Origin of the sequence: Mesorhizobium sp. M4B.F.Ca.ET.143.01.1.1 (assembly GCF_004792275.1) — a bacterium.
Taxonomy (GTDB): domain Bacteria; phylum Pseudomonadota; class Alphaproteobacteria; order Rhizobiales; family Rhizobiaceae; genus Mesorhizobium; species Mesorhizobium abyssinicae.
In genome coordinates, this window is sequence record NZ_SRSR01000014.1 from 47987 (window position 1) to 69512 (window position 21526).

The 21526-nt window shown below is 58.4% G+C and carries 24 protein-coding genes and 1 pseudogene; 11 read left to right on the forward strand and 14 right to left on the reverse strand.

Going from position 1 to position 21526, the window contains the following annotated elements; genetic code table 11:
* The first annotated feature begins 217 nt into the window (after positions 1-217).
* Positions 218-1402 carry an acyltransferase gene (locus EN786_RS27390; protein WP_127308768.1) on the forward strand — a complete coding sequence of 395 codons (1185 nt, stop codon included), beginning with the start codon at positions 218-220 and terminating at the stop codon, positions 1400-1402.
* A 759-nt stretch (positions 1403-2161) separates the two neighbouring features.
* On the opposite strand, the gene EN786_RS27400 is transcribed toward EN786_RS27390, so the two are convergent.
* Positions 2162-2350 (reverse strand): hypothetical protein, encoded by a 189-nt coding sequence (locus EN786_RS27400; RefSeq protein ID WP_127308769.1) that lies wholly within the window; start codon positions 2348-2350, stop codon positions 2162-2164.
* A gap of 186 nt (positions 2351-2536) precedes the next feature.
* On the opposite strand from EN786_RS27400, the gene EN786_RS27405 reads away from it, so the two are divergent.
* Positions 2537-3352, forward strand: a complete 816-nt coding sequence (locus tag EN786_RS27405) for a fumarylacetoacetate hydrolase family protein (RefSeq protein ID WP_127308770.1) — start codon at positions 2537-2539, stop codon at positions 3350-3352.
* 329 nt (positions 3353-3681) lie between these two features.
* A complete protein-coding gene (locus tag EN786_RS37855; RefSeq protein ID WP_187331241.1) occupies positions 3682-3837 on the forward strand; it encodes a hypothetical protein in 156 nt (51 codons plus the stop codon).
* On the opposite strand, the gene EN786_RS27410 is transcribed toward EN786_RS37855, so the two are convergent.
* Positions 3834-5198 carry an NAD(P)/FAD-dependent oxidoreductase gene (locus EN786_RS27410; RefSeq protein WP_127308771.1) on the reverse strand — a complete coding sequence of 455 codons (1365 nt, stop codon included), beginning with the start codon at positions 5196-5198 and terminating at the stop codon, positions 3834-3836. The two genes, EN786_RS37855 and EN786_RS27410, sit on opposite strands and share 4 nt — an antisense overlap.
* A 91-nt stretch (positions 5199-5289) precedes the next feature.
* Between EN786_RS27410 and EN786_RS27415 the strand changes: the two genes are divergently transcribed.
* Positions 5290-5943 carry a TetR/AcrR family transcriptional regulator gene (locus tag EN786_RS27415; protein WP_189340184.1) on the forward strand — a complete coding sequence of 218 codons (654 nt, stop codon included), beginning with the start codon at positions 5290-5292 and terminating at the stop codon, positions 5941-5943.
* 589 nt (positions 5944-6532) lie between these two features.
* Positions 6533-6778 (forward strand): hypothetical protein, encoded by a 246-nt coding sequence (locus tag EN786_RS27425; protein WP_127308773.1) that lies wholly within the window; start codon positions 6533-6535, stop codon positions 6776-6778.
* A 413-nt stretch (positions 6779-7191) separates the two neighbouring features.
* Here EN786_RS27425 and EN786_RS27435 read toward each other — a convergent pair whose 3' ends face one another.
* Positions 7192-7503, reverse strand: a complete 312-nt coding sequence (locus EN786_RS27435; protein WP_127308775.1) for a hypothetical protein — start codon at positions 7501-7503, stop codon at positions 7192-7194.
* Between the two features lie 598 nt (positions 7504-8101).
* Positions 8102-8284: a hypothetical protein gene (locus tag EN786_RS27445; protein WP_127308776.1), complete on the reverse strand. Its 183-nt coding sequence runs from the start codon at positions 8282-8284 to the stop codon at positions 8102-8104.
* A gap of 63 nt (positions 8285-8347) precedes the next feature.
* On the opposite strand from EN786_RS27445, the gene EN786_RS27450 reads away from it, so the two are divergent.
* Positions 8348-8569: a DUF768 domain-containing protein gene (locus EN786_RS27450; RefSeq protein WP_127308777.1), complete on the forward strand. Its 222-nt coding sequence runs from the start codon at positions 8348-8350 to the stop codon at positions 8567-8569.
* A 51-nt stretch (positions 8570-8620) separates the two neighbouring features.
* Positions 8621-8851, forward strand: a complete 231-nt coding sequence (locus tag EN786_RS27455) for a hypothetical protein (RefSeq protein WP_245478083.1) — start codon at positions 8621-8623, stop codon at positions 8849-8851.
* Positions 8852-10214: 1363 nt separating this feature from the next.
* Here EN786_RS27455 and EN786_RS27465 read toward each other — a convergent pair.
* Genes EN786_RS27465 through EN786_RS27510 form a run of 10 tightly spaced genes read right to left on the reverse strand, consistent with a single transcriptional unit; the run spans position 10215 to position 17578 of the window.
* Entirely contained in the window at positions 10215-11252 is a 1038-nt protein-coding gene (locus tag EN786_RS27465) for a Gfo/Idh/MocA family oxidoreductase (RefSeq protein ID WP_127308779.1), read from the reverse strand.
* Between the two features lie 7 nt (positions 11253-11259).
* On the reverse strand, positions 11260-11709 hold the full coding sequence (aroQ, locus tag EN786_RS27470) for a type II 3-dehydroquinate dehydratase (protein WP_127308780.1): 450 nt from the start codon (positions 11707-11709) through the stop codon (positions 11260-11262).
* 34 nt (positions 11710-11743) lie between these two features.
* Positions 11744-12112 carry a 5-carboxymethyl-2-hydroxymuconate Delta-isomerase gene (locus tag EN786_RS27475; RefSeq protein WP_127308781.1) on the reverse strand — a complete coding sequence of 123 codons (369 nt, stop codon included), beginning with the start codon at positions 12110-12112 and terminating at the stop codon, positions 11744-11746.
* Positions 12113-12126: 14 nt separating this feature from the next.
* Positions 12127-12987, reverse strand: a complete 861-nt coding sequence (locus EN786_RS27480) for a shikimate dehydrogenase (RefSeq protein WP_189340186.1) — start codon at positions 12985-12987, stop codon at positions 12127-12129.
* 18 nt (positions 12988-13005) lie between these two features.
* Entirely contained in the window at positions 13006-13779 is a 774-nt protein-coding gene (locus tag EN786_RS27485; RefSeq protein ID WP_189340189.1) for an amino acid ABC transporter ATP-binding protein, read from the reverse strand.
* Positions 13780-13787: 8 nt separating this feature from the next.
* Positions 13788-14612, reverse strand: a complete 825-nt coding sequence (locus EN786_RS27490) for a transporter substrate-binding domain-containing protein (RefSeq protein WP_127308784.1) — start codon at positions 14610-14612, stop codon at positions 13788-13790.
* Between the two features lie 41 nt (positions 14613-14653).
* Positions 14654-15304, reverse strand: a complete 651-nt coding sequence (locus EN786_RS27495) for an amino acid ABC transporter permease (protein ID WP_127308785.1) — start codon at positions 15302-15304, stop codon at positions 14654-14656.
* 9 nt (positions 15305-15313) lie between these two features.
* A complete protein-coding gene (locus EN786_RS27500; protein WP_135909069.1) occupies positions 15314-15973 on the reverse strand; it encodes an amino acid ABC transporter permease in 660 nt (219 codons plus the stop codon).
* 46 nt (positions 15974-16019) lie between these two features.
* The gene (locus EN786_RS27505; protein WP_127308786.1) at positions 16020-16841 is read right to left on the reverse strand and encodes a sugar phosphate isomerase/epimerase; all 822 of its coding nucleotides are present in this window, start codon (positions 16839-16841) and stop codon (positions 16020-16022) included.
* A complete protein-coding gene (locus EN786_RS27510; protein WP_126056257.1) occupies positions 16841-17578 on the reverse strand; it encodes a GntR family transcriptional regulator in 738 nt (245 codons plus the stop codon). Before EN786_RS27510 ends, EN786_RS27505 begins: the two co-directional genes overlap by 1 nt.
* A gap of 251 nt (positions 17579-17829) precedes the next feature.
* On the opposite strand from EN786_RS27510, the gene EN786_RS27515 reads away from it, so the two are divergent.
* The 4 genes and pseudogenes from EN786_RS27515 (at position 17830) to EN786_RS27530 (ending at position 21000) form a co-directional block, all read left to right on the forward strand.
* Positions 17830-18723, forward strand: coding sequence for an intradiol ring-cleavage dioxygenase (locus EN786_RS27515; protein WP_127308787.1), 894 nt, complete (start codon positions 17830-17832; stop codon positions 18721-18723).
* Between the two features lie 25 nt (positions 18724-18748).
* Positions 18749-19531: a 2-oxo-hept-4-ene-1,7-dioate hydratase gene (hpaH, locus tag EN786_RS27520; protein WP_127308788.1), complete on the forward strand. Its 783-nt coding sequence runs from the start codon at positions 18749-18751 to the stop codon at positions 19529-19531.
* Between the two features lie 8 nt (positions 19532-19539).
* A pseudogene (gene hpaI, locus EN786_RS27525) lies at positions 19540-20333 on the forward strand (4-hydroxy-2-oxoheptanedioate aldolase).
* The gene (locus EN786_RS27530; RefSeq protein WP_126056254.1) at positions 20317-21000 is read left to right on the forward strand and encodes a transporter substrate-binding domain-containing protein; all 684 of its coding nucleotides are present in this window, start codon (positions 20317-20319) and stop codon (positions 20998-21000) included. The pseudogene hpaI and the gene EN786_RS27530 overlap by 17 nt, the downstream one beginning before the upstream one ends.
* Positions 21001-21526 lie beyond the last annotated feature (526 nt).

Consider the following 21526-nt stretch of genomic DNA (forward strand, 5'->3'; position numbering starts at 1 on the left):
CAGTTCCGGCCTTCCACCTTCCACCCGGATCCCCTAAAAACCTCCGCTCATGTTGCATTGCGTTAAATTTGTTGCATTGCGATATCAGCGCGCCGGCTCGAAACTCCTCGCGGCGGGGTTTTCTGACAAGGTTTTGGCGTGTCAGTATCATCCCGGCCACCGGCCTGCCTCGATGAACGATTGCATTGCTGACGCTCCCGCTCTCAAGGAGTTCGGCATGACCCGATCCCGTGTCGAATGCCTGGACGGGCTTCGGGCGCTTGCCGCGATGTGGGTGCTTGTCGGGCACTGTCTGCTTCTGACCGGCTGGCGTGTTCCGATCCTGGGCGAACCGGATCTCGGCGTTGATCTCTTCATCATGCTGTCCGGCTTCCTGATGGTGTTCCATTACCAGCTTCGCCAGGACAAGGAGCCTTGGCAAAGGCCGGAGACCTGGCTGAAATTCTGGACACGCCGCTATTTCAGGATAGCGCCGCTGTTCTATGTCATGCTTTTCCTGGCGCTGGCGCTCGGGCCCTATCTCTACGAATCCAGGACGGTCATCGACGATTTCCTGCTGAGGTCGCATCAGGCGCCCGAGCGTTACCTCGACAGCGGCCTGAAGAACATCGTCGCCCATCTTCTGTTCCTGTTTGGCCTGTTGCCGAATTTCGCCTACCGCACGCCGCTTCCCGACTGGAGCCTGGGGCTGGAGATGCAGTTCTATGCGGCCTTTCCGGCCGTCATGCTGCTTGTCCGCTGGCTTGGCTGGGTACGGAGCGCCGTGCTGGTCGCGGCGCTCGGCGGCCTCGTCGTGTTTGCGATGGGGCAAATGTCGGTGCATTTTCCGATGCCGTCGTTCCTGGCGCTGAAGATGCAGGTATTCCTGTGCGGGATGCTTCTGGCCGGCGTTCTGCATCAGAGCCGGCCAAGGGCCATTCTCTATCTGGCGTTGGCCATGCTGTTGGCGGCGCTGCCCTATGGCGGCGAATATGGGCTGGGAAAGCTGCTGATACGCGAAGTGCTGGTGATGGGCTTCTTTGCTCTTGTTCTCTATCGGATGCTGCCGGGAATGGCGGGCGTCGTGGCAGCAAGGATAGCCACGACGCTCGGCAACCGGTTCTTTCATCTGATGGGAGAGCTTTCCTTCAGCATCTACCTGATCCATCTGTTGGTTCTCCAACCGGTCGCGGCTTTCGTCATCACGCAATCTGGCCACGGCCTGGCCGCGCCGCTTCGCTTCGCGATCGTCCTTCTCATTGTCCTGCCGACGGTGAGCCTGCTGTCTTGGATCACCTACAACCTGGTCGAGATTCCGGGCCAGAAGGCCGGCCGTTTCGTCGTCCAGCGCTTTGGCCGCAAGACGATGCTGGAAACGACGCCGTCGGCCGCTGCACATGCTCCAGCCCCTGGTCGGCGATGACGACGGAGAATTGCTCGTCGGTGCGGTCACGGCAGATGTTGAAGTCGGGGAAGACCGAGGGATAGTTGCCCGCCTTGAGAAAAGCGGTGAACGCCTCGATCTGGCGGATACGCAGCCAGCTGCGGCTATCGTAGCGCGAAGGGCGGCATCAAAGTCGGCGACGAGGTCGCGATCACCGCGGCCGTGCGCAAGCGCGTGACTGAGGATCGGGTCGCCGTGTTGATCCCTTCCTACCACCAGCCGCATTCGATCGTAGAGTGAAGGTTCCGCTGCCTTGACGGCCGTTTACCTAGACGAAGTCACCTTTGCACTTTCGCCCTTTGTTGCTGGTGATGGTCAGGTTGCCGGCACGTCTGTGTAACCTGTGGCGCTACCTGTGAAGGTCTCCGCACCATCCCCAGATTGACCCGCACAGGCAGCGTCATGGCGCATCCACGAAGCAAGATTATTCTTTTGCACTCTAGGACCCCCTTCGAACTTCGCGGCCGCATACAGCCAAAGTATCAGTCGGGTCTCAAACGGCCATTCAGGCTGTCTACGGGACATACTAGCTTTGCGCCATACTGTGTGGCCAACTCGGGGGCACGGGCAAAATTTGCCCAGGTGAACGGCAGCCTTTGCGCCTCTTTTGGGTCATTGCCGTGTTGACGGGCGCTGCCCAGAAGCGGACATCCATCAAATGTCGCGCGTTGGCTCCTTTGCGCCAAAAGCGGGCGTTGCAGGAGAGAGGGGCGATGTGCCGGCCTGCCACGCTCCGCCTCATGGGTCGCGCGTGTAGATGCGGGCGTAGACCAGCAGGTTATCGCCATCAAAGCTGACACCATAAAAGCGCTTGTGGTGATGCCGGATGGGGCTCCACTTGTGATCGATTTCGCGCGCCTCTTCCTCGGTAATTTTCTTGGTATCGAGTGAACCAAGCAGGTTGTGGTTCTTGCCGCCGCGCTCCACCTGCAGCGCTGTCGCAAGCCTGGCGGAGAAATAGTTCGGCCCGGCGATTTCGCTGACGAGGGGGTGCGGGTCCAGGCTGCAGGGACATGTGAGGACGTTGCTGGCCGCTCTAGGTCCGAGTGATTATCGACCGCCAAAATGTTACAATGTGTCCGCTGTCACAGTCCTCTATTTTTAGGCCATGTCATGCACGAAACCTGGAGTACAGACGAGCTCAGCCAAGAATTATTGGCTCTTTGGAACACGGGGCAGCAGACGATGCCATTCTCCCATCGCTGCGTGAACTTCGATCTTGTTGACGCCTACAAGATCGTCGCTGAGGTCGCTCGATTGAGACGAAAGCGTGGAGAGAGGACCGTTGGGCGTAAAATAGGTTTCACCAACAGATCAATCTGGAACCGCCTCGGCATCGCCGCTCCCATTTGGAACTTCATCTATGACACAACCGTCAGCCATGTCGTAGATCGGCCCTCGTTCGACCTTAACGGAATGCCAGAACCTCGGATCGAGCCCGAGATAGTCCTTCATCTGGCGTCGCCTCCAAATCCCGGTATGTCCCAGCACGACCTTTTGAAATGTGTCGATTGGGTTGCCCCGGCTTTCGAGATCGTGTTTTCGATCTTCCCCAACTGGCAGTTCACAGCAGCCGACGCCGCAGCGGCATATGGCGTCCATGGCGCTCTCATCCTGGGTGAGCGCTTGCAGATCACGGGCGCGCAATTGGAGCGAGACGAACAACTTCATGAATTCGTTGTGGAGTTGGAAAGTGACACTGGCATTCGTAGAGATGGGCATGCCACCGATGTTCTTGGCGGCCCGTTGGAGGCTTTGAAGTTTCTAACGGATGAACTGGCGCGCCGGCCAGACTGTGAACCTCTAGGGCCGGGGGAACTTGTAACCACGGGGACTTTGACCGAAGCCATGCCGGCCAAGGCGGGTGATGCCTGGCGCGCTAGGTTTTGCGGAATTCCGATATCTCCGCTGGAGTTGAGAATAACCTAGCTGGACTACACCAAGCTAAGCGAGCGTCCAGTGATTTCTCGCCCCTTGTTAGTTGACCGCCCTAGCAGACGCATGGCGCTGGTCTGCTTTTCAACTCTAATGCTCGGACAGAGGACGGTCTGTTTGCGGCCGTTCTAGCCATTGCTATTGATCACCGAACTGACGGAATGGGCAGGCCTATTGATGTCAAAAACACACAACTCCCTTTCAATGTTCGCCTTTTGTGCTTCGAAAGTCGCATAAAAGGTAGAGTGGAACTGCTTGCGTATTGAGTAACGGCAGCCAGTCCTACCCAAAAGCGGTCCGACTGCTTGCGGCCCAAAGACGACATGACAGCTTTGCGCCTCATCTCGGTCGTCGCGCGGATCCTGCCCGCACCCCAGAAGCGACCAGCCGACGTGATCGGCAACGCTGTCCGCGTCATGCGCATTGCCACTGGCGAACTCAACCGCCAACTATCTCGCAGGCTGGCGCTCACCATCTAAATCGGCGCCAAGCTCTCAATGTGATCGGCGATGTAAGCCGCGTCACGCCCGACGAAGGATAGGACGGCCGACCGGAACGTGTGCATCCAGTGAAGTCCAAGAAAATAAACTCCCGGGCAAGGGGTGACGCCGCGCTGTTGGACTGGAGTGCCGTTAGCATCGATGATCTTTAGATTCACCCAGTCGTAGTTATAGCCGTATCCGCTTGCCCAGACGATCGTGCGAACGTTTTCCCCGCTCAATTTCAAGGCGGGCACGCTCTCGATCTGGAAAGGCAGCGGTGGCACCGAGCGATCCTGTTGGTCCACTTCCGACTGCATCGAAGTCGTAGCGGCCAGATGGTCTGCCGCCTCCAGGAAACCTGCATAACTTCTGTCGGCGGCCGCGAGCGCGTCCACAGCGTCATCAGCAAGTACTGCTGTACCATCGGCAATCCCAACTAATCGCCCCAGTAGAGTTGCGCCCTCAACGCCCAGCCGACGCGGATCAAGATCATACCCCCCGTCCATGCCGGTCAAAATTACCGACGGCGGGTACCTCCTATTGGGGAAGGAGTCGATCGTCACGTCGAAGCGGCCCAAATTTTCGTACCACCAGATAAGGTCTTGACCACGATAACGCCGAGGCACTCTGCTGTGTCGGCTGACAGCAAGAAATACTCGTCGGCCGCTGCGCAACAGTTCATCTGCAATCTGGCAGCCCGAGTTGCCACTGCCTACGACAAGGACAGCCCCCGGCGGCAGCTGTTGAGGGTTTCGGTAGCAGGTCGCATCGATCTGACAGATCGAGGCCGGTACTGCGTGGCTGTAGCCTGGAACGATCGGACGTTGAAACGGACCGGTCGCAATAACAACATGGCGCGCCCTGATCGGGCCGTTTGCGGTTTCGAGATGATAGGCTGCGCCGCGGTCATCGCGGGAGAGGCCAGTTACTTCAACGCCGGTGCGCACTGGCGCTTCTATCTCAGCGGCGTAGTCTACGACAAAGCGCAAGACCTCTGAATGATGAACAAACCCGTCCGGCTCGGTCCCTGCATATGGCTTCCCTGGCAAGTCGAGCCAGCGGTTTGGTAGCTGGAACCGTAGCGAGTCCCAACGTTCAGACCGCCATCGCTCGGCCACTGTAAACCGTTCGAGAACGATGTGCTGTCGACCGCGCTGACGCAAATGATAGCTCATGGCCAGTCCCGCCTGGCCACCGCCGATGATGACTGTGTCATGTTCCTCGTACAAGCTTTCGAGGCTGACTCGTGCGCCACCCAAGGCTGGTCGGCCTCGAGACTTTGGCCTGCCGGGCACCGGGACGGTATGTCGGTCAAATATGGGTCGCATGTTCACGCCTGGCGGGCCGTCAATATCCATCGCGCCGGTGTCCCTTTTACCGCCGACATCTTGGTTGGTCACTGACGGGCGGATGTGGTACCGTTACTTGATAGTAAACTGGTCTACTACAATGATTGAAAAGAATCTCGCTACACGTGAACGCTTGGTTTCCGAGGGATTGAAAGCGCTGATCCTGAACGGTTTTGACGGCGTCGGTCTGAATGCCATCCTCCAATCGGCACGTGTCCCAAAAGGCTCGTTCTACTATTTCTTCAAGAGCAAGGAGGAGTTCGCCGGTGCCGTGCTGGACGCTTACGAGCGCCACTATCTCGACTGGCGCGATGAAATGTTCAAGGACAGTTCCTGCAGCCCACTTAAGCGGCTCCGAAACTATTTCGACGCCGTAGAGGCCCAGCATCTGGCTGAGGTGCCGCTTGGCGGCTGCCTCTTTGGCGTTCTCAGCCAGGTCGCAGCTGCACGCAGCCCGGAATTCAGGGCGAGGCTGGCCAGCGTGTTCTCCCGATGGGAGGAACAACTGTGTGGATTGCTGGAAGAGGCGAAGGCCATCGGAGAGGTCGGACCAAGCGTCGACGTCAAAGATGCGGCTGCCTTCCTAATCGATTGTTACGAGGGAATGCTGGTGCGCATGAAAGTCGATGGCGATCGAGGTTCTTTTGATAGATTCCGCCGCCTAGCCCTCGACCCTCTGGCATCAGGCAGACAACATGCGAAAAACTATCGCTGCATCGGAGGCGATCAGGAAAGCCAACAGACGCCTCAGTGAATCGCAAGCTGGTCCTCTGCGCGCCTGCCAACTTCAGGACCACTATTACCCACTTCGCACGTTCGGGCGGCCGAGTAGCTCACTGTGGAAGCCTGAAAGATGCCGTAACTTCGCCCCAACGAAGGTGGATGGGCTTCCGCACCAGCGTTACCGTCGGCTTTCAGGTGCTCTTGATCTCTACGCGCTTAGCCAAGAGCTGGCTAAGTTCTTCGACCAGAGCGGGACACGGTGCATCACTCGCGAGGCGATCCTTCGAGATATCGTAAACGACGACGAAGGCGAGGACGCGCATTGTGGCCGGCCCCAGCGCCCATGAGAACGCCACGCTCGCTGAACAGATCGCCAGGGCCAGCCGGGTAGCAGATGCAGGTTGCGTCGCGCAATTCGTCCGTTCGTGTCGCCGACTGTAGCGCCAAGTCCGGCTGTGACGCCGCTTGCGCCACCAAGCGTCGCCCCGGGGATTTGACTCGTAGCGTTCCGGCAACCCTCAATGCTGGGGTATGGCCCGGTTCGTAGCCAACTGTGACGGAACCAAATGCAGCCCGAAGATGTTTAGCCGGAGGAAGTTCAACCGCGCGGAGGTTGTCCCGTGATCACGAACCCGACTGAACTAATCGATTTTGGAAGATCGCTGTTCTACGGCCGACATACCGCAAAGATCGCCAAACCGCCTGTTTCGAGAGCCTTTCAAGGAGGCGTCTTCGCCGCTCGCACGGGGATGGAAAGGGACGACAACCCCTATCCGTGGGGGACGGTTGCCCACATCGATTGGATCGACGGTTATGAGTCCTCGGTCCAAGTAGGTCAGGCGATGGATCTCGACTGGGCAGGCTGACGCCACCGCCATCAGGTTGACAGGCAGCAGCCGTTTTGGTGGAGGCGTGGGCAATTATCAACCCGAAGAGGTAGTGTGGATAAGCACGATGGTTCGCGAGGCTAGGTTCCTGAAGGTCGACACTAGAGTTGCCGGCCGGCACTAGCGGATCCGCTGGACGCGGCCTCTATCGAGTCGAAATACCCCGTTCTGGCCGCCCTGCTTCTCAAAGTCGGTTTGTAGCTCATCCCAGGTGCCAAGGTACTTTCCGCAATCATCGCAAAAAATGGGCGTATCCGGACGAGAGTCATCGGGTATTCTCAGCCTGATGGTGAGGCAGTATGGGCATTCCAACCGATGATCGAGATATTTCGGGGCCATCGACAAGTTCACAATCTGCTCTGATTTGCGCTCGATCCCGCGCTGGCCAAGCGCTAGTTCTCGCTCGCCAAAAGAAGTGGTGGTTGGCGGTGGAGGGAGGTCGAAAATCGCCCGGCCAGCCTAGTTTCCGCTTCGTGCGCAGCAAGAATGCCGCTCGTACCATCGAATTCCATCGGGATGTGAAACATTTGAGCGGTGTCCAGGACTATCTCCTCAATGTCCTCAAGGGCGATATTCTCCGAGAGATGACAACGCCTGACTTGTTCCGCCACGACCGGAACGTTGACAATGCGAAGCCTCTGGAACGCCTCAGTGACACTCGCCGTAACGTCGTCCAGTAGGGTCTGTGAATAATGGTAGCGCATGGTGACCTCTTGTCCTCCGGACCGGGTTACCCTCACCTTCACCATGCGCGCTCGCGAAGCGGAGCACAAGTCACAAAGCATTAAATAAGCTAATATTTTCAAGAAGTTAGTACTTACGGTAGACGCAGCCCTTAATGCATTCACCTCATCAGGCGTACAGACCCAAGACGATGGTCATGCAACCTTTGGAGTGTTATGCTCATTATACGCTAACTACTCATTCGACGCTCTATGGGTGAGGTCGCAAAATGCCACAAATCGAGAGACCTGTACGTCTTCAAATAATGTTGTCGCAAAGAGAAATTGATGCGCTGGAGGACTGGCGCTTTGAAAGACGAATGCCAAGCCGAGCGTCAGCGGTGCGTGAGCTGTTGAGGCGGGGCCTGGCTGCTGAGGGCTTTCTCTTGGCGGATGGAAATATCAAATCTCAGGATTTTGGCATTGTCGGTAGCGGAAACGGACAGGGGGATGCCAATTAGGACGCTTCATCGACAAGGTGACCTTTGATGCCGAAACGGGCTCATGACCAGCATGCCTCGATGCAGGATTTGGGGAAGAATTAGCCTAGTGCGCAGAGTTGGACCTATATGCTAAAATCTCACCGATGGACCAACGAACCATTGATAGAGCGCTCTTCCTGCTCAGGCAGTATCGCGACACCCTCGTAATGAGCCACGCGCCAATAGGGCCTGACGGTGAGATACGCACGCCAGCACAGGCCGCTGATCCGCTCGAAATAGCCGCGCTGGAAGATATCGCCTCGCTCGATGCGGTCATCCAAGAGATGTCGACCTAACGTCTCCGCCGGAAGGAACCTAATGCCCCGCCGGCGCTTGTCGCCGAGATGAGCACGCGCGGCATCAACTTTCTCCACAGATGGATTTCCAACAACATCCCGGAGACGGTCGGCGCCGACATCATCTCCGTGGCTGAATTGGCCCAACAGCTTTTTGCTGACGCCAAGGCACTCGGGATCGACAGCACGGAGATCGAGGAAGAAATTGGGAGCGTCTATGAGGTGATCTTTGACGCCACCGTTCATCGCGAGGCCGGCGTGTCGGATTGATTGGAGCCGCACTATATCGGGTGCATGGGCAAGGGCTGGACGTTCCAAAGCTTGATCGACGCCAAGATGGCCGTGACGGCGTTCTGTCATTGGTCTCCCTGCAACCATAGCCAAAAGCTCGACCTTGCCCAGCTCCGGGACCGCTACGGCCCTGACGCGCCGGCAATGGCCGATGACCTCATTCCCAAGTTGAAATGCAACAGGTGCGGCGGCACGGATGTCGTCCTGGCCTACACGCCCGACACCAGCCCCAACGCCTACGGCAGCGCCAAGGGCAGCTAATCGACCATGTCGCGCGGCGGCTTTTTGCGTGTCGGCGTGAAGATCGGAAACTGCAGTTTACCTGCAATGCCCGGACGCCGGAGAAGCGGCGCAAGAGGTAGCTTGAAATCAGAAAACCGCTCACAAAATAACAGGCAGGGTCTTAGCCAATTGAGGGTTGCGTAATGCCTCTGTCGTGCCTCGACGGGATACTTGTGCCAAGCGATCTGGAGTTGCTCCAGCGGGTGTTCGATCGGCTTTGCGATGAGCGCCGTCTAGCCCAAAAAGACAAGGAGCAGAGGGAAGACCTCGCTGCTGAAATCGTCAGCGCTTTCCGGAACGGGATTGCCGACGAAACGGAGCTATTGCGGGCGATTTCGAAGCGCCTCATGGCTTAGCTGCTAGTGCGGGCCGAAAGGACCAGGCGGGCGCCAGGAGGCCCGGGGCTCTGCGCTGACAGCGGAAACGGGAAATGCGCGTCCTAGGCTTCTCTGTGAAGAGATGGCCGACGCCTATTGGGCGGGGGGCTTGGGGTAACAGGCGCCGGCCAAGGCGGATCAGGTCCGCCGCGACATTGAGGTAGGGTAAGGCTGTCCGCGGGAGTATGGCGTGATCGCGGAAGTTAGGGCTTGCTGACACTCGGCGGGCAACTAAGCGATAAAGACCGGACGCGCCCTTCCGGATAGGCTGACTGAGCAACATCTGCTTTGGCAGTAAGGCGTTCCCCCGCAATAAGAGGTGCTTGACCAGTTCAGCGGATGAGAACATCGTGCCGGGCGGAGCTTCAGAACTCCCGCCGATTGGCCTTTGCCCGCGGGCCGTAGGCATCCAGAGCGATGGCAGGACGATCCTTGCCGGGATCATATTAGATTTTGCTCGGCCATGTGCAGGTTGATCCTCGCCTTACCTTCGTGGTCACCTGTGGGCCTGTTTCCGCAGCAGAGCATTGGTTTGCTATCCGCGTACGCAATCGGCCGGCTGGATCATCACGGCGCCGGGCGTGTAGAGGCCGCCGAGATAGTAGGACGACCCGGTGATGTCCCGCATCTCGTCCGCGCCGAGGAGGCGGTGCGCCGGCGCGGGGAGGGCGGTTGCGGGACGACGCTGTGCGGCCGCGGTGACCTATGCCGGTGAAGGGCTGCACATTGACCAGGCCGCCCCGGCGTGTCGTGCGTCACCGAACTCTGCCGGGTCAGGCGCGGCGGCGGCAGCGCTATGCGCCCTGGCCAAGGCTCGATTCAGACGGCGACCCATTCACATGGGATAGGCGGCCACGGTTCCTCCGCCAAAAGCGCGATGCCTTGCGTCGGTGTTGAGCCGGCGTCTCATCGCATCGGAAGCAAGGAGACGCGAAGGACGAGCAGGCGGTCAAATTACTCATGCGTCAGTTCAACTCGATGCGTTCTCCCGTTGCCGCCGAGCGTTTTACCGCATCGACCACCCTCAAGGTTTTGAGCCCCTCACGCCCGCTGACAAGCGGGGGTTCGTCTCCGCGGATCACCTTGCAGAATTGTCTGATCTGCAGAACAAGTGGGTCCTCGTCGTCGACCTCGATACGCGTTTGGTCAAAAGGTTCCCACCAACTCCGTTTACCAGGATTGCGCCAGACCTCGAGCGACGGAACAGCCAGCGATCCGTGCGTCCCTCCGATCATGTAACAGGATTGCTCGGTCTTGGGGTAAGCCGGATTCTCTCCGGTTGTCATCTCCCAGCTCCACGGTGCGACCACCGCGTCCGAGACTGTCGCAGTTCCCAACACTCCGTTCTTGAACTCAATCAGGATCACTGCCGTTTCCTCAACTGCGTTGCCGCGCACCGCGTTGGACTCGCGTGCCTGAACCGCAACCACATCGCCGAAAAGGTAGCGCAGATTATCGACATCGTGGATGAGATTGAGGAAAACCGGCCCCGCGCCGCGCTCACGACGCCACGAGATGTCGAAGTAGTCGTCGGGTTTGAATAGCCAGAACATCGCATTGACAACAAGAACGCGACCAAGCTTTCCGCTTTCGATGATTTCCTTTGCCTTCTGCATCATCGGATTGTGTCGGCGGTGATGACCGGTCAAAAGAGGAACACCTTTTGCCTCAGCCGCTGCGATCAGCTTTTCCCCGGACGCAATGTCATCGGCGATTGGCTTCTCGATGAGTGCAGGAACGCCGGCTTCAACGGCTTCCAACCCGTTCTGGACGTGAGCCGGGTTTGGCGTAGCCACGATGATCCCATCAGGTCGGTCTGCGGCAATCATGTCCGCGAAGCCTGGAAACCACTTCACGCCGGCTTCCTTGGCAATGGTCTCGCCAACCGGCGTGGGATCGACCACGGCGCTGAGTTGCGCCGAGGGCTCGGCCAGGACGTGCTGAATATGGCGCTTGCCGATGAGGCCTGCCCCAACGACGGCCAGTTTGACCCGTTGGGTCATGGTCACCTCAGCCCTTGCCCGCCGCCTTGATCATTGTCGCCGCGCGTCGGATGGCAAGCTGGTATCCTTCCGTACCAAGGCCGCAGATCACGCCGTCCGCGCGGTGCGAAACGAACGAATGGTGTCGGAAGCTTTCGCGCTTGTGCACATTGGAGATGTGGACCTCGATCACAGGCCCCTCGAATGTGTTCAGAGCGTCGAGGATCGCGATCGAGGTATGGGTGAAGGCTGCCGGGTTGATGACGATGCCCGCACCGTCGTCGCGCGCCTCATGAATCCAATCGATGATCTCGTATTCCCGGTTGCTCTGATGAAAGCGGATTTCATGGCCGAAGTCGGCTGCCAGCTTGCGGCAGTCCGCCTCTACATCTGCGAGCGTTTCATGCCCGTAGATATGTGGCTGGCGTTTGCCAAGCAGGTTGAGGTTAGGTCCGTTGAGAACGTAGATCAGGCTCATGGCATAGTGTCCTTCTTGAGCAACGCTGTCCTGGTCAGACGAACGCGATTGCTTGAACGGCAAAATCAGGGTCCGACTCGTAGAGATCCGCGCGCAGGCCGAGCTTTCCAGCTTCGAGAGCAGGCGCGGCGATCGTCCGCGCGGCCTTGAGAACGGCAGTGAGAAGCTTCTGCTTGGTCTTTGCAGTACGACCCGGTGCCATCCGCACGATGATTTGGATGAAATGATGATCGACATGCTCATCGCCAACGCAGGAGTATGTCGCCTCCCGCGCAAGCGTGCGCACGGCGGAAGGTTTCACAAGGCCGCCATCGCGAACGCAGCGATGCACGGTCAGCGTCAGTCGATCCATGGCTACATGCTCGCCTGCGCCCCGGCTATAGTCGATGATGATATGCGGCATTTGGGATTTCCCCATCAAGCCGACAGGCGGCATAGGTCCGTAAAGTGAAGGGACATGCGGTCTGCGTCCGGTGCTATCCCGGTGAACAATTCGAAAGCCGCTGCTGCCTGGTAGACGGTCATGCCGCCGCCCCGAAGGGTCCGGCAACCTTTTCCTTCGGCGAGAGCAAGGAGCTCTGTGACGAGTGGCATATAGACGATGTCGGCCACCCAATGCCGTGGCAGAAGCCATTCCGCATCTATGGGCAAACCAGGATGGCTCTTCATACCCGTCGGCGTCGCGTGGATAAGGCCGTCCGCGGAGCGCAGGGCGCTGCCGACATCCGTCGTGGCACGCGCGCAATCCCTTGAGAACCGATCGTTCAACTGCGGGGCCAAGGTTTCCGCCCGTTTTGAATCCTGGTCAAAGATCGACAATCTCTCAATACCGAGCTTGATTGCTGCATGGGCCACGGCGACACCGGCGCCGCCGGCGCCAAGCAGCACGGCATGCGACTTGGCGACGTCCGGAAGGCCGCGCTGGAAATTCTCGTAGAAACCGTACCAATCCGTGTTGTGGCCGATCCTATCGCCGTTGCGAAAGACCACGGTGTTGACCGCACCGAGCATCTCTGCATCCTCGGAAAGGCGACTGAGGTGGGCGATCACCGTCTGCTTGCACGGATGTGTAATGTTGCTGCCGGCGAAACCGCGCTGCTCTTGCTCGTCCAGGAGGTCCGGCAGCGCGGAGGCGGGAAGGCCTCGCTCGGCGAAGTCGAGAAGCTCGTAACGGTAATCGAGGCCCTGGCGTCGCCCCTCCGTTTCGTGGAGGACCGGGGACTTTGACATTTGAATGTCGGCACCGATCAGCCCCACGAGGAATTTCTTGTTGTGCATTGGCATCGCTTTCGAAAGTCAGTGATGGGCCAGGATTTCACCGAGGAAGGTTTTCGTGCGCTGTTGCTCGGGAGACTTGAAGAAGACCTCCGGTTCGGCCTCTTCGACGATTTCTCCGGAGTCCATGAAGATGACGCGGTCAGCGACCTGACGGGCAAACCCCATCTCGTGCGTGACACAGATCATCGTCATGCCGTCACGGGCGAGCCCGATCATGGTGTCGAGCACCTCTTTCACCATTTCGGGATCGAGGGCAGAGGTCGGTTCGTCGAAGAGCATGACCTTCGGCTCCATGCAGAGCGCGCGGGCGATGGCGACGCGTTGTTGTTGTCCGCCCGATAGCTGCGCGGGATATTTGTCCGCCTGGTCAGGGATACGAACGCGCTCGAGATATTTTCGAGCCAGTCGCTCTGCGTCAGCGTGGCTCACGCCACGAACACGCATTGGGGCGAGGGTACAGTTCTGAAGTACGGTTATGTGGGGGAAGAGATTGAAGCTCTGGAAGACCATTCCCACTTCGCGACGTACAGCGTCGATCGATCTGGTGGTTCCGTCCAGTACGTGACCCTCGACGACGATCTTGCCTTCCTCGATCGTCTCGAGGGCATTGATGCAGCGGATTAACGTTGATTTCCCGGAGCCTGACGGCCCGCAGAGGACGATCCTTTCGCCTTTGCGGACCGACAAACTGATGGATTTCAAGGCATGGAAAGTGCCGTACCACTTCTGCACATCCTCAAGGGAAATCAGCTTCGATTGATCTTTTGCGGAATTGAGCACGGAACCCTCCATTTGGGCTTTTACTGCACGGTGAACGGGATGTTCGGAATGGATTCCGGGAACTGCGGCAGATCGATCGCCATCCACTTCTTCGTGATGGCGGCGAGCTCACCATTGGCCTTGATCTTGTCGATGAAGGCGTTGACGGCTTCGTTCCAGTCCTTCTCGCCGAGACGGGTACCGACGCCGTTGTAGGTCGTCAAAAAGTTAATCTTGCGCTCATACGTGCCGGCACTCGCCGCATCCAGACGCTGGCCATAGAACTGGTTGCCGCCAACCGCCTTTACCTGCCCGGAGACCAAAGCCTGGATGGTTGCGGCGTCGTCATCAAAGCGGCGAACCGTTGCGGTGGATCCGACGGCGTTCGTTACTGCCTTGTCCTGCGAACTGGATTTCGGAACGCCGATCTCCCATCCGGCAACGTCTTCAGGCTTCGTAACCGTGTCGGACTTGGCAGCATAAAGCGAAATCGTGTTGGCGGCGTAAGGCTTGCTGTACTGAAGTGCTTTCGCGCGTTCTTCCGTCATCGCCATCGTTGCGAACAGGATGTCGACTTTGCCGGTGGTAAGTGCCGGAATTCGGTTGGCAACGGCGAGCGGCTGGAATTGAACCTTCACGCCCAATTCCTTGGCAAAAAGGTTGGCGATGTCAGCGTCGAAGCCGTCCTGCACGCCGCTTGTGTTGACGAACCCCCATGGCGCATTGTCGCCCTGGATGCCGACCACGAGCGTGCCCTTTGCCTTGATTTCCTCTACAGTTGCCGCAGCGGCTGCGGCAGTGCCAACGGTTGCGAAGGCAATAGTTGCCAGAGCAATTCCGAGAAAAATCCCACGAATGTTATGCATGCTTATTCTCCTCCTTAAGAGTGTTGCTTCCAGCGAAGCGGTTAGCGGGCAGCTTTCGCCATCCGTTTTTCAAGGCGACTTCCCGCATGGGAGAGCGGCCAGCAAATGATGAAGTAGATTGCGCCGACAATCCCGAAGACGAGCAGCGGACGATAGGTCTGGTTTGAAATGATCTGACCGGCGCGAGTCAGTTCAATGAAGCCGACGATTGCTGCCAGCGACGTGCCCTTGGTGAGCTGGACAAGGAAGCCGATCGTGGCCGGCATCGAAATTTTAAGGGCCTGCGGCAGGATGACGTCTTTCATACGCGAGACATAATGCAGACCGAGGGCGTTGGCGGCTTCCGTCTGGCCCTTCGGCACAGCCTCGATGGAGCCGCGCCAGATCTCGCCCAGGAAGGCGCTGGCGTGGAGCGTGAAGGCGACCGCGACCGCGATCCACGCGTTAACGTCGATGCCCAACAGCGCAACGCCGTAATAGACAACGAAGAGCTGCATCAGAAGGGGCGTGCCCTGGAAGACGCCGATATACCCTGCGGTGATCGTGCGGGCGACCTTGTTCTTCGAGGTGCGCAGGAGCGCGATCAGGGTTCCGAATATCCCCCCACCGATGAAGCCCACGATCGCAAGCAGCACGGTCCATTTCAAACCCTGCATCAAAAAGAGAAATTGATCTTCTCCGATGGGACCCATGGCTGCTTCCTATCGCGTCGGGTAGTTGAAGTAGTGGCGAGAAATGAGCGCAAAGAGGCCCATCATCAGGCTTGAGATGGCCAGGTAGATAGCGGTCACCGTGAAATAGACTTCGAAGCTGCGGAAGGTGTCAGACTCAATGCGCTGAGCGGCCGAGGTCAGCTCGTAGGCGGCGATCGAGGTGCAGACAGACGTTGTCAGTGTCAGCATAATGAACTGGCTTGTGAGCGAGGGATAAATCGCCCGCAGCGCCGGCTTGAGCACGATGAGCCGGAAGACATCCGCCTTGTGAAGACCAAGTGCGAAACCTGCCTCGATCTGGCCGCGCGAAACGCTCTCGATCCCGCCGATCTCGATTGCGTAGGCCCCACCATTGATGCCGAGGGCAATGATCGCCGTGACGGTCGGATTGAGGCGGATGCCCATGAGAGGAAGGGCAAAATATATGAAGAAGATCTGCACCAGGAATGGCGTATTGCGCACAACCTCGACGAACATGATCACGGCAGCCCGCGTGATCCCGCTCTTGGAACTCCTTGCAACGACGCCCAGGAGCCCGATGACGAGTGCGAGGAGCATCCCAGCTAACGCAAGGCCAACCGTTCCAAGCGAACCCCATAGCAATTCCGGGGCGCGGTCGAGGACCGCACCGAAATCAAACGTATACATGTAAGACTTCCTTCTCCTGACCGGCCTAGGCCGCGTCGGCGCCAGATCAGTGATCTGGTTTCAAAATTCCCAGTGCGCCGGCATGCAGATGTTTTAAATGTGCTTTCGGGTCCACCGGCCCGACGAGTGGCACTTCGACCGAGATAGCAGCGCCGTGTTCAGTTGCCGCACAGAGGTCCTTCAATGGCAGTTCGCCTTCTCCAGGAGCGAGCCTGCCGCTTCTCGCCTCAGCGATCATTGCGTCCGATGTTTTGGGCGCAGGCCCGCGGACGTCGCAAAGCTGGATGTGCTTTACCTTCCCTGCATTTGCGCGAAGCTCGTCGATCGAGGCGCCGTTTCGGAAGAAGTGAATCCCGTCAACAAGGGCACCGGCGTTCTCTGCTCCACAGGCATTCAAGATCGCTAGGCTGTCGCGAAAGGTCCTTACCGTCCGCCAGCCCATGTTTTCGATGTCGACTGACATGGCATATCGCGCCGCGAGGGCGCAAAACTCAGACAGGTTTGTGGCAAGACGGCCGCCGTCTCGATCATCGCCGCAAACACTCAGCCGGCGCGCCCCTATGTTCGCAGCGGCTGCCACGGTCGCCTCGTGGGAGGCCGCAAGGAAGCTCTCGTCGATCACGAAGAACTCGATATCGAACACCTTGATGCCTTCGCCATCGGCAACTGTCTTGAACTCCTGGGCACCGTGGCTGCCCACCGGCAACTCGTAAAAGGGGGCTCCGGGAAAGGCGGGGTGCAGGCGAAGCCCTATCGAGGCAAAACCCGCCCGAGCAGCTATCAACGCGAATTCCTTGGGCGGCAGCGCGATCGATGAAAAATGCGCCACGCCCAGTTCAAGGCCCGGCCCTGGCGTCGCGACGGTCATCACAAGGTGCCCTTTGTCGCAAGGTGGTTGCGCAGATTGGTTCCCGTGCGGTGGATATGCTGACGCAACATATCGCACGCATAGTCCAGATCCCTGGCGACCGCTCCCTGAGCGATCTCACTGTGCTCCTGGCTGACGTTGCGGTCACCCGACGTGCGGGTCAGAAACACCCGGCGATAACGGTCGTTGAGATTAAGCAGCAGGCTGCAGAAATGGAGCAGGATTGGCTTCCCACAGCCGGAAATAAGTGTCAGATGGAATTCGCGGTGGAACTCTTCCCAGCGCTCGAGTGTCTCGGGGCGGGCCGCGTCACGCTCAGTGCGGTTAAGGCGATGCAGCGCGCGCATGACGTTGCCTTCCCACTCCACATCGCCGATCCGCATGGACTCGCGAAGGGCAAAGACTTCGAGCTCTTCGCGCAGGACGGTGATCTCTTCCAGATTTGCCAGAGAGATTGATGAAACGCGGTAGCCGCGATTGTCCTCGAACTCCACTAGACCGTCCGATATCAGCCGCGCCAACCCTTCACGCAGCGGACTGAGGCTTACGTTGAACGTCTTGCGCGCCTTGTCGAGATTGATCTTGCTGCCGGCCTGAAGCTCGCCGGAGATGATCGCCTCACGAAGACGGGATGCAAGCTGGCTCCCAATCGTGTTTTTGCCGTCGTCGAGGAATCCAGAAGACGATGGAGCATCTTCTGCCGGCGGAGCAGATGCGCCGTCATCATGCGGTACCATTGTCCGGCTCCCAAGATTCATTCGTCGATGATCGGTATTATAAACGATTATTCTTGTCAACTTAGGACGCGATGAAATCTGCGAAAAAGCCACGAGGTAACCTCGCTCCCTTCGATAAAATAGAATCAAATCAACAATTTAGACGTTTGCATCTCGATTCTTTGGCATCTTGGTGTCGCGACAATGCACCACGGTGGCCTTGACAGATAATCGATTATTTGGATAGTCGGGCAAATCGGGAGGTAGCCCCTATGGTAATCAAAACCGAAAGCGATCTGACGCCAGCCGTCCTCGCTGTGATGAATCGCACTGAAGACCCCCGCCTGCGAGAAATCCTCGTGTCGATGGTCGCGCATCTTCATGCTTTCGTGCGCGAGGTTCGACTGACTGAGGTCGAGTTTCGGGAGGCGACAGCCATGCTGAACGAGATCGGGCAACTGCATACTGATCACCACAACGAGTTTGTGCTGATGGCCGGTTCTCTTGGCGTGTCTTCACTTGTCTGCCTGCTGAACAATGGCGACAGAGGACAGACCGAGACCTCCCAGTCGCTGTTGGGTCCATTCTGGCGCCTCAACTCTCCGCGAGTCGAAAATGGCGCGTCGATCATCCGATCCGAGACGCCGGGCACTCCCTTATTCGTGCATGCCAAGGTCGTTGACCGCGACGGTAAGCCAATTGCCGGCGCTAAAGTGGATGTCTGGCATGCATCTCCCGTCGGTCTTTATGAAAACCAGGACCCGGACCAGGCCGAGATGAACTTACGCGGCAAATTCACGACCGACGAGCAAGGTCGGTTCTGGTTCAGGACCGTCAAGATGGTCGGGTATCCGATCCCGGTCGATGGCGTGGTCGGGCGCCTGCTCAAAGCTCAGGGACGCCATCCGTACCGACCCGCGCACCTGCACGCACTGATCTTCAAGTATGGATACAAGACGCTGATTTCCCAGGTCTTCGACCCCAGCGACCCGAACATCGGCTCCGATGTTCAGTTCGGTGTCACGGCAGCGTTGACCGGCGACTTCGTTCGTCATGAGGAGCCCCATCCGACCGAAGCGGATATTCCTGGTCCGTGGTTCTCGCTCGACTACACCTATGCCATGGAGCCCGGCGAAGCCGTTTTGCCGCGTCCCCCGATCAAATAAATCACAATCAGCTGAGCAAACCGATATGATCACCGAAGAAGAACGCCGGGCCGCGGCAGACGCGCTGCTCAAAGCTGAAATCGAGCGCAAACCGATCATACAGCCTAGCAAGACCTACCCGAACCTCGAACTCGAGGACGCCTACCAAATTCAGGCTTTGTGGGCGGAGGCGAGGGTAGCCAAGGGCGCACGGATCGTCGGGCATAAGATTGGCCTGACGTCACGCGCAATGCAGATGGCTTCGAAGATGACGGAGCCGGACTACGGCTGCATTCTTGACGATGCGCTTTACAACGACGGAGCGCAGATCAGGGCTGACTTGTTTATCAAGCCGCGCCTCGAGGTCGAGCTGGCCTTTGTTATGGGTGAGGATCTCGTCGGGCCCGGCACCAGGATCTATGACGTCATGCGTGCCACCGAATTCGTTGTCCCGGCGCTCGAGATTATCGACTACCGGACCGAAGTCCCTCGAGCGATCACGGATACCATTGCGGACAACGCGGCTTTCGGCGCCCTCGTCATTGGCGGCCGTATAATTCGCCCGATGGACATCGATATCCGTTGGGTCGGAGCTACTCTTTCCAAGAACGGCATCATAGAGGAATCGGGCGTGTCGGCGGCGATCATGGGACATCCGGCAGCCGGCATCGCGTGGCTGGTCAACAAACTTCATGCTATGGGCGGTGGCCTGGAGAAGGGACAAATAGTCCTGGCCGGCTCCTTCACGCGTCCTGTCGATATCGCGAAAGGTGATGTCATCCAGGCCGACTATGGCCCTGTTGGCTCCATCGGTGTGTCGTTCGTGTGAGGTGCCAGTTGGATCATCCCGTCAATCGGTTCAAGCGGAAGCTCCTTGCTGGTCAAAGTCAGATCGGCCTGTGGTGTGGCCTGCCGGGAAACTACGCCGCGGAAATCGTCGCGCCTTCAGGTTTCGATTGGCTCCTGTTCGATACGGAACATTCCCCGGGTGACGTTCTGACCGTCCTGCCACAATTGCAAGCGGTCGCATCATACGACGTTTCCCCAGTCGTCCGCCCGGCCATCAACGACCCCGTTCTGATCAAGCGCTTCCTGGATATCGGCGTTCAGACACTGCTCATTCCCTACGTTCAGAACGCTGAAGAGGCGAAAGCCGCAGTCGCGGCCGTGCGATATCCTCCGGATGGAATTCGTGGTGTTTCTGCGCTGACACGCGCCACTCGTTTCGGCCGAGTTGCGCACTATGCGCAAAATGCGGAACGGGAAATTTGCCTGTTGCTGCAAGTTGAGACGCGGGAAGCGCTTGGCAACCTCGAGTCGATTGCTTCGGTAGAGGGAGTGGATGGCGTATTCGTAGGACCGGCAGACCTTGCAGCGAGTTTCGGACACAGGGGCCAACCGAGCCACCCGGAGGTGGTCGATGCAATTGTCGGCGCGATTGAACGCCTGAAAGCGTTGGGCAAGCCTGCGGGCATTCTTACCCCGGATGAGAAGTTCGCGGCACGGTGCATCTCGCTGGGAACACTATTTACTGCCGTTGGTGTCGATGTCGCTGTTCTGGCGAGGGATCGGAAGCACTCGCGGCACGATTTGCATCGCAAGGAGCGCCCCGCGATGCCGGAACGCGATGAACTCCTCACTGAAATCGCACCGACGGGAGTCATCAGAGCCGCGGTCAACATGTCGAATGCCGCACTTGTCCAACTCGATCCAGTGACAGGCGTTCTAACAGGACCGAGCGCGCGGATCGCGATCACACTTGCGGAAGAACTCGACTGCTGTTTGTCGCTGGTTCGATACGGATCGGCCGCTGACATTCTTGCGGCTGCCGAGGGCAACGAGTGGGACGTTGCATTCATTGCTCCCGATCCGTCACGTGCCGACATGTTATCCTTCTCGGCCCCCTATACCACCGTGACCGCCAGCTTTCTGGTGTCAGACAGCAGCCCGCTAGGCAGCGTGGGGGACGTCGACGTCGAAGGGGTGCGCATCGCCGCCGCCAAAACCGCTGCGTATACAAAGCAGCTTGAGCGACAGGTTAGAAATGCGATCCTCCTCCAAACCGAAAATCCCGCCTCCGCCCTGCACATGCTTATGTCCTCCCAGTGCGATGCTGCTGCGGGCTTGACTGAGTCCCTGTCACGTTTCTGCGAAGAGAATCCAGGTTTCCGCGTTGTTGAGGGGACATTCTCGAAAGTGCCTCAGGCGATCGCTGTCCATCGGAGGTGCGTTCACGCTTCAACATTCCTGTCGGACTTCATCCAGCAGCATTGCAGTGCGGGTAAGCCGAGCAATTGAAGAGAGAGCCGCAGGGCGCTGTCGAGCACGTTTCTCGTCAACGGCCCTTCGGTAGAGACACTCTCCCAGGCGCGGTTCACCGGGAAACGACCGCGCGAGGCCTTGAGGCCGACTGCGGGCTCGCTGATCTCGTTTAGATCGCCTCGCGCGGTACCGCGGGGACCCAACCTGGGATCTATGGAACCGCATCCGTCCCGACGATGCCCCCCCATTCTCGAGAACGCTGATCCTTCTGACTTCGGAGCGGTTGAGTTTTAGGCGAACCCCGATGGAGCAGGCCAGCTCTTTTGGTTCGCGATGGATGGATCGCTCCAGCGGGGCGTGATAGATTGTGCTGACGGTACTTTTTGCGTTCGAGTCCAGTGTGCGACCGAACACCGTGAGAGCGAAAATCGGCCGATTGGCACCGATAGTTGCGGAAATCTCAAAAGAATTTTTGCGACAATTTTCTCTTTAAAATCAATATCGTAACTTTTTGGCGGCCTGCGTGTCGGAAATTCAGGCCAATACGAAGAAAAAACCCATC